Genomic DNA, 10299 nt, shown 5'->3' with positions numbered 1-10299 from the left:
GGTCGTCACCGGCCCGAAGGGGCCGTCGCAGCCGTATCCGGACCACCGGCAGGCAGCCGGAAACCCAGCGGCACCGTTACAGGCACTCCACCACCGGCAGGCACCCAAAACCGCAACGGCACCGTTGCAGGCACCCCACCGGCAGGCAGCCGAAAGCGCAGCGGCACCGTTGTGACGGCCGACCGACCCCGGAGGGGACTACCCGGGGATCAGTCCGTCGTCGTTGAGCATCTCGCGGACCGTCTCCAGCGTGGCGTCCGGGGCGGGGAGGATCAGCTCCGACGGCACCAGGGCGTCGTCGGGGAGTGCCTCGCCGAAGCCGCGGACGCCGTCGAGGAGGGCGCTCAGGGTATGACGGAAAGCGGGCTCGTCGCCGGACTGGACGGCGGCGAGCAGTTCGGTGTCGAGCTTGTTGAGCTCGGTGAGGTGGGAGTCGTCCACCTTCACCTGGCCCTCCCCCATGATCCGTACGATCACGACGGCCTCCTCCGTAAGGCTCCGTAGGGCGATCTACTGCTTGTCGAACCGGGGCGTGTCCTGGGACTGTCCCTGGTTGCCCTGGCCGTTTTGGCCGCCCTCGATGGCCGGGGTGCTGCCACTGCTGCCGCCGGCCAGCTCCGCCTTCATCCGCTGGAGTTCCAGCTCGACGTCGCTGCCGCCGGAGAGCCGGTCCAGCTCCGCCTGGAGGTCGTCCTTGGCGAGGCCGCTCGGGTCGTCCAGGGCGCCGGAGGCCATCAGCTCGTCGAGGGCACCGGCCCGCGCGCGCAGCTGCTCGGTCTTGTCCTCGGCACGCTGGATCGCCATGCCGACGTCGCCCATCTCCTCGGAGATGCCCGAGAACGCCTCGCCGATCTGCGTCTGCGCCTGGGCGGCGGTGTACGTGGCCTTGATGGTCTCCTTCTTCGTGCGGAAGGCGTCCACCTTGGCCTGCAACCGCTGGGAGGCGAGCGTGAGCTTCTCCTCCTCGCCCTGGAGCTGCGTGTGCTGCGTCTCCAGGTCGGTGACCTGCTGCTGGAGCGCGGCCCGGCGGGACAGCGCCTCGCGGGCCAGGTCCTCCCGTCCGAGCGCGAGCGCCTTGCGGCCCTGGTCCTCGTAGGTGGATGACTTCTTCTGCAACTCGTTGAGCTGCAACTCCAGCCGCTTGCGGGATGTGGCCACGTCGGCCACCCCTCGGCGCACCTTCTGAAGCAGCTCAAGCTGCTTCTGGTACGAGTAGTCGAGGGTCTCGCGCGGGTCCTCGGCCCGGTCCAGGGCCTTGTTGGCCTTCGCGCGGAAGATCATTCCCATCCGCTTCATGACACCGCTCATGGGCCTCGCGCGCCCCCTTCTCGGCAACTGCTCCAGCACCTCTACGGACCCCAGCCTACGGGGCTTGGTTCCATTACCGCACTGTTCGGGATCGGATGCGGTCATCCGTAGGGACGATCACGGTTCGGTGACCTAGGGCCCAAGGAGTACGTGAGGGGCTGGGGTGTGGCGCCGGAAGCACGTAACCTGGGAGATGTGTTCCGACGTCGTTCCCATGATGAGCAGGCCCAGAGCGCCAGTAATACGGCGCTGCTGGAGGACCAGCCGCGCGACCCACAGGCTCCCAAGGGTCGCCCCACGCCCAAGCGAAGTGAGGCGCAGAGCCAGCGCCGTAAGGCGGTGAGCACGCCCACCGACCGCAAGGCGGCGACCAAGCAGGCCCGGGAGGCCCGCAGGGTCGACATGGCCAAGCAGCGTGAGGCGCTGGCCGGGGGTGACGAGCGCTATCTGCCGCCCCGCGACAAGGGACCGGTGCGCAAGTTCGTCCGGGACTACGTCGACTCCCGCTATCGCGTCGCGGAGTTCTTCCTGCCGCTGGCGGTCGTGATCCTGGTGCTGAGCATCGCCGGTTCGATGCAGGACCTGTCGCTGCTGCTGTGGCTGGTCGTGATCGTGGCGATCGTGATCGACTCGGTGGTCACCAGCGTGCTGCTGCGCCGCCAGCTCCGGCTGCGGTTCGAGGGCAAGAACACCAAGGGCGCCACCGCCTACGCACTGATGCGGACCCTCCAGATGCGGCGGCTGCGGCTGCCGAAGCCGCAGGTCAGCCGCGGCACCAAACTCTGACCGGAGGGCACGGGGGCCCGGCAGGGTACGAATACGGATACGGCGGTGCTGCCGACGGTGGCATGCCGGGCAACGGCCCCGGGTCGCACGGTCGGCGGGTAGGTCCCGGACCGGGCGGCCCCGGCGGTGGACCGGAGCCGGTCGGCGCCGGTGGACCCGGCGCGGGCGGCTTCACCGGCGGCGCCGGCAGCTGGCTGGCCGGGCTCGGCGGACTGCGGAACACCGTCCGCCAGGAACTGGTCGCCCGCCAGCTCGACGAGCAACTGGACGCGTGCTTCCCGCAGCCGGCCGGCGCGCACGCCCGGCGCCGGCTGCGGGTGCTGGACATCGGCCCCGGCCAGGGCACCCAGTCGCTGCGGCTGGCCCGGCTCGGGCACCTCGTCACCGGCCTGGAGTCCGACCCGGCGATGCTGGCCGCGCTGCAACAGGCGGTCGCGGCCGAGCCCGCGGACGTGCGCGAGCGGTTCGTGGTGCTGCGCGGCGACGGCCGCGAGACCGGCCGGCACTTCGGCCCGGCCTGCTTCGACGTGGTGCTCTGCCACGGCGTGCTGATGTACGTCCCCGACCCCGAGCCGCTGCTCGCCGCACTGGCCCGGGTGCTCACCCCCGGCGGCCTGCTGTCCCTGCTGGTGCGCAACGGCGACGCGCTCGCCATGCGCGCCGGCCTGCTCGGCGACTGGACGGCCGCGCTGGGCGCCTTCGGCTCCGACGCGTACACCAACCGGCTGGGCCTTTCCACCCGCGCCGACCGCCGCGCGGCACTGACCGCCGTGCTCGACGGCATCGGGGTGCCGCTGCGCGCCTGGTACGGCGTGCGGATCTTCACCGACACCGCCCCGGACCGGGCCCTGGTCCCGCCCGACCCGCGCGAGCTGGAGCTGCTGCTGGCGGCCGAGGAACAGGCGGGCCGGACCGACCCGTACCGCGCGGTGGCGGCGCTGCTGCACCTGTGCGGGGTACGGGGCTGAGCAGCCCACCGGGCCGAGCGGTGCAGGGCGCGGGGCGGGGTGCGGCCGGGCGCGGCCGAGGCGCAGGGTCGTTCGGTGCTGGGTGTTCGGCACGGGGCCGTACGGGCGTACCGCGGGGCCATGCGGGCATACGACCCGATTGGCGGTCCGGGCCGCGCCACGCGGCACCGTAAAAGCGACAATTCGGGCATGAGTCGATCGCGCAACGACCGCCACCGCCACCGCTTCCTGCTGCCCGCCACCGGTACCGCCGTGGCGTGCACCGCCGTCCTGCTCGCCTCCGGGTGCAGCCCCTCGCCCGGTGCCGCGTCCGACTCGGGTCCCGGCGCACCCGTCGCCAAGGCCGCGGTGGACAAGGCCGGCTCCTCGGACGCCCTCCAGAACGCGTACCAGAGCACCGTGAAGAACGTGCTGCCCTCGGTCGTCCAGATCACCACCAAACAGGACCTCGGGTCCGGCGTCGTCTACGACAGCAAGGGCGACATCGTCACCAACGCGCACGTCATCGGGAACGCCACCTCGTTCCAGGTGTCCCTGGCCACCGGCGGCAGCCCGCTGGCCGCCAAGCTCGTGGCGTCCTACCCCGCGAGTGACCTCGCCGTGATCCGGCTCACCTCGGTGCCCAAGGGGCTCAAGCCGGCCACCTTCGCGCCCTCGGGCTCCACCGCCGTCGGGGAGATCGTGCTCGCCATGGGCAACCCGCTCGGCCTGTCCAGCAGCGTCACCCAGGGCATCGTCTCCGCGACCGGGCGCACCGTCAGCGAGGGCGGCTCGGGCAGCAGCGGCGGCACCGGGGCCACCATCCCCGACATGGTGCAGACGTCCGCGGCGATCAACCCCGGCAACAGCGGCGGCGCGCTCGTCAACCTCGACAACCAGGTGATCGGCATCCCCACCCTCGCCGCCACCGACCCCCAACTCGGCAGCGGCGCGGCGCCCGGGATCGGGTTCGCCATCCCCTCCTCCGCGGTCATGCGGATCGCCGACCAGATCATCAAGACCGGGAAGGTCACCAATTCCGGGCGGGCCGCGCTCGATGTGACCGTGCGCGGGGTCGTCGGTTCGAACTTCCAGCCGGCCGGCGCGGCGATCGTCAGCGCGACGAAGGGGGGCGCCGCCGCGAAGGCCGGGCTCAAGGCCGGTGACGTGATCACGAAGGTCGGGTCGACGCCGATCACCACGGTGCAGTCGCTGACGGAGGCCCTGGCGGGACTCAAGCCGGGCGACAAGGTCAAGGTCACCTACGTGAGCAACTCCGGCACCAAGACGGCCGAGGTCACCCTCGGCTCATTGACCTGACCTGACCCGCCCGGGCGGCCCCGTGCTGTCGGTGCAGGGACCACCCGCCGGTGGGGGGACGGGCACCCGGGCGGATTCGGCTGGTGCCGCACCGGGCGCCGCGAACCGGTGAAGCTTTCCGGCCACGGCGCTAGGACTCGTCCGGGGCGGGTTCGGGGTCGGCGGCGGCGAGGCTCAGGGGGCCGTAGATGCGGGTGTCGTCTTCGAAGAGGGTCACCTGGTCGGTGCCGCCGGCGGCAAGCTCCTTCCAGACCTCGCCGACCCACGACTCGGCGTCGCCCTGGGTGGGGAACTCCTCCGGCTGGACCGAGGGCTCCACCTCGGTGCCGTCAGCCGCCTCGAACCGCCACGTCCACGCCATGTGCTTCTCCTCGGTCCGGGAAATGGAGGACAGTGCCCAGGAAGCGTATAGGCACGGCTCGCCGGGGCATCGATGATCCTTCCAGCGCGCCACGGAGCCGTCGAGAGGGCACCCCGAAGTCGCGGTGCGGCGAGGCACGCGGCGTGTCGTACGGCAGCCGCTTGGGCGGTCCCCGCGCGCCCGGGCCCGGCAGGCGCGAGACGATCGTCCCGTGGAACTGACTCTGCTCGGCACCGGCGGCCCCGAGGGCCTGCCGGTGCCCGACTGCCCGTGTGCCGCCTGCGCCCTCGCCGCGAGGGAGGGGGCGCGCGGCGCCACTTCGGTGCTCGTCGACGGCGTCGTGCTGCTCGACCTGGTCCCGGGGGTCGCTCTGGCCGCGGCCCGCGCCGGACAGACCCTGGGCGGGCTACGCCTCGTACTGCTGTCCCATCCGCACGACGGCCCGCCGGTCGAGATCCCGCCGGGGCTGCCCGCACCCGCCCGGGTGCCGGACGGGCGGCGGCTGTCGGTGCTGACCGGGCATCGGGTGCGTGCCGTCGCGACCGACGCCCCCGGCACCGGGTACGAGGTCGAGTCGCCGGAGGGGCTGCGCGCGCTGTACCTGCCGCCGGGATGCGCCCCCGCGGGCCTCGCGGACAACGGCAACCACCGCGCCGAGGCGGACACGGTGCCGTACGACATGGTGCTGCTCGACGTGGTCGGGCGGCCCGACGCGCTCGCCCGGCTGCGTGCGGCCGGTGCCGTCGCCGGGACGACCGATGTCGTGGCGGTACACCTCGGCCACGACGCGCCGCCCGGGCCCGAACTCGGCCGCCGCCTCGCCGCGCTCGGCGCCCGCGCCGTGCCCGACGGCACGACCCTGGTCGTCGGCGACTACCAGAACGTCCCCGACCTGCCACGCCGCACCCTCGTCCTCGGCGGCGCCCGCTCCGGCAAGTCCGCCGAGGCCGAACGCCGCCTCGCCGCCTTCCCCGACGTCCTCTACGTCGCCACCGGCGGCACCCGCGACGGCGACGCGGAGTGGGCCGAGCGGGTCACCGCGCACCGCGAGCGCCGCCCCGCCACCTGGCGCACCGTCGAGACCTGCGACCTGCTGCCGCTGCTTGCCGACTCCGCGGGGCCGCCCCTGCTCGTCGACTGCCTCTCCCTGTGGCTGACCCACACCATGGACGCGGCCGGCGCCTGGGACGACGCCACCTGGCACCGGACCGGGGCGGCCGCCGTCCAGGCCGACATCGACGCCCTGCGGGCCGCCTGGCGCGCCACCCGCCGTACGGTCGTCGCCGTCTCCAACGAGGTCGGCGCCGGCGTGGTCCCTGCCACCTCCGCCGGCCGTCGCTTCCGCGACATCCTCGGCCACGTCAACGCTGCGCTGGCGGATGAGTCCGAGCATGTGCTGCTCATGGTGGCGGGGCTCCCCCTACGCCTGCGATAACGGTGCCCCTGACCCCCCGGGTGCCCCCGTCCCCTCGGTCGAGGGACACCTGCCGGTGGGGGAGAACCGCGCGACCAGCGGGCCACCGGCCTGCGGCCGGGAGATAGCCGGGAGCGAGATGGCGCGTAGCCGAGGTGCGAGACCCCCCACCGGGAGGTGGTCCCTCAACTCACAGAACACAGCACCCTGGAGGGTCCGCGCGGCCGAGCGCGGCGGACCGGTACTGTTCGGCGGGTGAGTGGGATTGAGATGGACGACTTCGGGGCCCTGGTGGAGCGGCCGGACGCGGGTGTGCGCCGGGACTCGCAGGAACGCTGGAGCGGGCTGGTGCGCCCGGCCGGCGGGCTGGGGAAGGTCGCCGAACTGGCGGACTGGCTCGCCGCGGTGCAGGGGCAGGTGGTGGCGCGACCGATCGTCCGGCCCCGGGCGTTGGTGTTCGCCGCGGACCACGGCGTGGCGGCGCTGGACGTGTCGACGCGTCCGGCCGGCAGCACGGCGGAGTTGGTCCGGGCCGCGCTCGACGGCACCTCGCCGGCCGCGATCCTGGCCCGGCAGTACGGCGCGGAGCTGCGCGTCGTCGACATGGCGGTCGACTGCGACCCGGCGGAACTGCCCGCACCGGTCACCGCGCACCGGGTACGGCGCGGCTCCGGCCGTCTCGACATCGAGGACGCGCTGAGCCCGGAGGAGACGGAGAAGGCGTTCCGTACCGGGCTGGCGTTGGCCGACGAGGAGGCCGACTCCGGCACCGACCTCGTGCTTCTGGGCGACCTCAGTGTCGGCGGCACCACGGCCGCAGGTGTGCTCATCGCCGCGCTCTGCGGCACCGACGCCTCCGTCGTGACCGGGCGGGGCTCCGGCATCGACGACCTCGCATGGATGCGGAAGTGCGCGGCGATCCGGGACGGGTTGCGCCGGGCCCGGCCCGTGCTCGGGGATCAGCTCGCGCTGCTCGGGGCGGTCGGCGGGGCCGACTTCGCCGCGATCACCGGGTTCTTGCTACAGGCTGCCGTGCGCAAGTTGCCCGTCGTTCTCGACGGGGTGGTCAGTGCGGCTTGCGCGCTGGTCGCCCAGCGGGTCGCCTTCCGCGCGCCCGACTGGTGGGTGGCCGGGGCCGGCACGGGTGAGGCCGGGCAGGCGAAGGCGCTCGACCGGGTTTCCCTCGAACCGCTCCTCGACCGCGCCGTCGCCGTCGGCGGCGCCGCCGGATCCCTCATGGCGCTCCCGCTCCTCCAGGCCGCCGCCGCGCTTTCCGCCGGGCTCGCACCCTCCGAAGAGGCCCAGCCCGTCGACTGAGTTACCTCGCGGCGGTGCCGTGCCTGAGCCCGCGCTTTGCCCCGCCTTGGGGGTTGCCCTCCTCCGCGGAGGAAGCCGCACATACCCAAGGGCACCCTTCAGGGCAACGTGCGGGAGAGGATCGCCAGTTCGGGTGGGCGTAGGCCCCGTAGGCAGAGGAAACCGTCGTTGGTGATGTCGAGCCCGGCGGCGACGGCGACGTCGAGGGCCCACTGGGACTCCGCCGACACGTGGGTGACGCGGGCGGCCTCGCCGGGCGGAGTGGCGACGAGTGCGGCGGTGAGCAGGCGGGTCGCGAGGCGGCGGGAGGTCGCCGCGAGCGCCTCGACATGCCCGTTCCGGGAATAGCAGTAGCCGCTGCCCGCGAGGTCGTCCACGACGAACAGGGCGTGGTGCCGCAGGAGTTCCTCGTGGTCGGGGCCGTGCGCCCCGCCCCGGGTGCGGCGGTCGACGGAGTCCATCAGGTCGCGATGCCGGGTGCTGCCCTGGTGGACGGCGCCGTCCAGCGGGTCGAGCCCGGCGGTGTCCACCCGCCCCGACAGCCGAAGCGTCGGATGCAGGGTCAGGCCCGCGCGCCGCAGCGTACGTGCGGCCACCGGGTCGCTCGGCGCGCAGGCGATCCCGCGCAGGCACGCCCGCCCGTAGTGCAGCGCCCGCGCCAGCAGCGCCTTGCCGACCTCCTTGCCCTGCGCCCCGGGTACGACCGCGAGCAGCGACAGCGACCAGGTGCCCTCGCGCCGCGTGGACAGCACCGCGCCCACCGGACCGGCCGTCTCGTCCTCGACGATCCAGCACCCGCCGGGATCGCTCCTGGCCAGGTGCCGGGTCCGGCTGTCCTGCCGCGCGGTCCGCACCGCGTCGTCGGTTCCCTGCCCGCCGTCGTCCAGGGACCTCGGCGCGCCGAACGCGGCCGCCGCGATCTCCCGTACGACCTCGGCGTCCAGCTCGTCATCGCGTACGGGGCGAAGAATCACCGTTCCATGATGCGACGTCGAGGGGTCGCCGGCGCAACTTCCTTGGGCCGACCGGCAAATGGAGGGCGGCGCCGCCGGGCGGGCCCGTTACGGCAGCGCCAGCATCTGCTCCAGTGCCAGCTTGGCGAAGTGCTCGGTCTCCGCGTCGACCTGGATGCGGTTGACCAGCTTGCCGTCGGCCAGGGACTCCAGGGTCCAGACCAGGTGGGGCAGATCGATGCGGTTCATGGTGGAGCAGAAGCAGACGGTCTTGTCGAGGAAGACGATCTGCTTGTCGGGGTGGGCGTTGGCCAGGCGGCGGACGAGGTTGAGTTCGGTGCCCAGGGCCCAGGCGGAGCCCGCGGGCGCCTCGTCGAGCATCTTGATGATGTGCTCGGTGGAGCCGACGTGGTCCGCGGCGGTGACGACCTCGTGCTTGCACTCGGGGTGCACCAGGACGTTGACCCCGGGTATGCGGGCCCGCACGTCCTCGACCGACTCCAGCGAGAAGCGCCCGTGCACCGAGCAGTGCCCGCGCCACAGGATCATCTTCGCGGCGCGCAGCTGCTCGGGGGTGAGGCCGCCGCCGGGCTTGTGCGGGTTGTAGACCACGCAGTCGTCGAGCGACAGGCCCATGTCGCGTACCGCGGTGTTGCGGCCGAGGTGCTGGTCGGGGAGGAAGAGCACCTTCTTGCCCTGCTCGAACGCCCACTCCAGCGCGCGCCGGGCGTTGGACGAGGTGCAGATGGTGCCGCCGTGCCGGCCGGTGAACGCCTTGATGTCCGCCGAGGAGTTCATGTACGACACCGGGACCGTGGTGTCGGCGACACCGGCGTCGGTGAGGACGTCCCAGCACTCGGCGACCTGCTCGGCACTGGCCATGTCGGCCATCGAGCAGCCGGCCGCGAGGTCGGGGAGGATCACCTGCTGGGCGTCCGAGGTGAGGATGTCCGCGGACTCGGCCATGAAGTGCACGCCACAGAAGACGATGTACTCGGCGTCGGGCCGGGCGGCCGCGTCGCGGGCGAGCTTGAAGGAGTCGCCGGTGACGTCCGCGAACTCGATGACCTCGTCGCGCTGGTAGTGGTGGCCGAGGATGAAGACCTTCTCGCCCAGCCGGGCCTTGGCGGCCCGGGCCCGTGCCACCAGGTCGGGGTCGGACGGCGCGGGCAGGTCGCCCGGGCACTCCACGCCGCGCTCGCTGCGCGGGTCGGACTCGCGGCCGAGCAGCAGCAGGGCAAGCGGCGTGGGCCGGACGTCCAGCGGCTCCGTCGGGTCGGTCGGCATTCGTGTGGTGGTCACGGGCCCGTAGCCCTTTCTTTGCAGCGCGCAGACCTTTTCGTCTACTTGACGCTATTTATCATAACCCGTTCGTGTCAGATTGACGATGCTGGTTTCGTCAGTGTGACGCATACCGCTGGGCATCCCCAGGGCGTGTGCGAACATGGAGGAACGAGTGAGGAACAAGTCGCCGCGGACCCGGAATGAATCCGAATAGGCATCGGTTCCACCGATAGCCAGAAGTCCGTACAACCCGGGAGTGAAGCACATGACGGTTCAGGACGAGACCACCAAGACGGACGGCATCCTCCTGTCCGACGCTGCCGCCGCCAAGGTGAAGAGCCTGCTTGAGCAGGAAGGCCGCGAGGACCTCGCCCTGCGGGTCGCCGTTCAGCCCGGCGGCTGCTCGGGCCTGCGCTACCAGCTCTTCTTCGACGAGCGCGCCCTCGACGGCGACGTCGTCAAGGACTTCGACGGCGTCAAGGTCGTCACCGACCGGATGAGCGCCCCGTACCTGGGCGGCGCCTCCGTCGACTTCGTCGACACCATCGAGACGCAGGGCTTCACGATCGACAACCCGAACGCCACGGGTTCCTGCGCCTGCGGCGACTC

At 72.6% G+C, this 10299-nt stretch carries 11 protein-coding genes; 6 read left to right on the top strand and 5 right to left on the bottom strand.

Annotated elements, in window-relative coordinates:
* Window positions 1-198: 198 nt before the first annotated feature.
* Together pspAA and AC13HU_RS22085 are read right to left on the bottom strand one after the other, a co-directional pair.
* A complete protein-coding gene (pspAA, locus tag AC13HU_RS22090) occupies window positions 199-477 on the bottom strand; it encodes a PspA-associated protein PspAA (protein WP_483043655.1) in 279 nt (92 codons plus the stop codon).
* A gap of 33 nt (window positions 478-510) precedes the next feature.
* Window positions 511-1308 carry a PspA/IM30 family protein gene (locus tag AC13HU_RS22085; protein WP_483043654.1) on the bottom strand — a complete coding sequence of 266 codons (798 nt, stop codon included), beginning with the start codon at window positions 1306-1308 and terminating at the stop codon, window positions 511-513.
* Window positions 1309-1503: 195 nt separating this feature from the next.
* Between AC13HU_RS22085 and AC13HU_RS22080 the strand changes: the two genes are divergently transcribed.
* From AC13HU_RS22080 to AC13HU_RS22070, 3 genes are all read left to right on the top strand, one after another.
* Window positions 1504-2094 carry a DUF3043 domain-containing protein gene (locus AC13HU_RS22080; protein ID WP_483043653.1) on the top strand — a complete coding sequence of 197 codons (591 nt, stop codon included), beginning with the start codon at window positions 1504-1506 and terminating at the stop codon, window positions 2092-2094.
* Between the two features lie 62 nt (window positions 2095-2156).
* Window positions 2157-3062 (top strand): class I SAM-dependent methyltransferase, encoded by a 906-nt coding sequence (locus AC13HU_RS22075; protein WP_483043652.1) that lies wholly within the window; start codon window positions 2157-2159, stop codon window positions 3060-3062.
* A 189-nt stretch (window positions 3063-3251) separates the two neighbouring features.
* Window positions 3252-4361 (top strand): S1C family serine protease, encoded by a 1110-nt coding sequence (locus AC13HU_RS22070; protein WP_483043651.1) that lies wholly within the window; start codon window positions 3252-3254, stop codon window positions 4359-4361.
* Between the two features lie 130 nt (window positions 4362-4491).
* Here AC13HU_RS22070 and AC13HU_RS22065 read toward each other — a convergent pair whose 3' ends face one another.
* Entirely contained in the window at window positions 4492-4722 is a 231-nt protein-coding gene (locus AC13HU_RS22065; protein ID WP_483043650.1) for a hypothetical protein, read from the bottom strand.
* Between the two features lie 211 nt (window positions 4723-4933).
* Here AC13HU_RS22065 and AC13HU_RS22060 point away from each other — a divergent pair, with 211 nt between their 5' ends.
* Window positions 4934-6157 carry a bifunctional adenosylcobinamide kinase/adenosylcobinamide-phosphate guanylyltransferase gene (locus tag AC13HU_RS22060; RefSeq protein WP_483043649.1) on the top strand — a complete coding sequence of 408 codons (1224 nt, stop codon included), beginning with the start codon at window positions 4934-4936 and terminating at the stop codon, window positions 6155-6157.
* Between the two features lie 234 nt (window positions 6158-6391).
* The gene (locus AC13HU_RS22055) at window positions 6392-7453 is read left to right on the top strand and encodes a nicotinate-nucleotide--dimethylbenzimidazole phosphoribosyltransferase (protein ID WP_483043648.1); all 1062 of its coding nucleotides are present in this window, start codon (window positions 6392-6394) and stop codon (window positions 7451-7453) included.
* Window positions 7454-7551: 98 nt separating this feature from the next.
* Here the strand turns inward: AC13HU_RS22055 and AC13HU_RS22050 are convergent, their stop codons facing one another.
* Together AC13HU_RS22050 and nadA are read right to left on the bottom strand one after the other, a co-directional pair.
* Window positions 7552-8427 carry a GNAT family N-acetyltransferase gene (locus AC13HU_RS22050; protein ID WP_483043647.1) on the bottom strand — a complete coding sequence of 292 codons (876 nt, stop codon included), beginning with the start codon at window positions 8425-8427 and terminating at the stop codon, window positions 7552-7554.
* 87 nt (window positions 8428-8514) lie between these two features.
* On the bottom strand, window positions 8515-9693 hold the full coding sequence (gene nadA, locus AC13HU_RS22045; protein WP_483043656.1) for a quinolinate synthase NadA: 1179 nt from the start codon (window positions 9691-9693) through the stop codon (window positions 8515-8517).
* A gap of 262 nt (window positions 9694-9955) precedes the next feature.
* Between nadA and AC13HU_RS22040 the strand changes: the two genes are divergently transcribed.
* Window positions 9956-10299 (top strand): HesB/IscA family protein (locus tag AC13HU_RS22040; protein ID WP_483043646.1); only part of this gene is annotated, 344 nt, incomplete at its 3' end.

Source organism: Streptomyces sp. NH27, from assembly GCF_056859195.1.
This window is presented reverse-complemented; position numbering and strand designations above follow the sequence as displayed.

What these genes read in the sequence shown, in the direction of transcription:
- AC13HU_RS22085 (WP_483043654.1), bottom strand. Translation starts at nt 1,308, where the DNA reads ATGAGCGGTGTCATGAAGCGGATGGGAATGATCTTCCGCGCGAAGGCC.
- AC13HU_RS22075 (WP_483043652.1), top strand. Translation starts at nt 2,157, where the DNA reads ATGCCGGGCAACGGCCCCGGGTCGCACGGTCGGCGGGTAGGTCCCGGA.
- AC13HU_RS22065 (WP_483043650.1), bottom strand. Translation starts at nt 4,722, where the DNA reads ATGGCGTGGACGTGGCGGTTCGAGGCGGCTGACGGCACCGAGGTGGAG.
- AC13HU_RS22070 (WP_483043651.1), top strand. Translation starts at nt 3,252, where the DNA reads ATGAGTCGATCGCGCAACGACCGCCACCGCCACCGCTTCCTGCTGCCC.
- nadA (WP_483043656.1), bottom strand. Translation starts at nt 9,693, where the DNA reads ATGCCGACCGACCCGACGGAGCCGCTGGACGTCCGGCCCACGCCGCTT.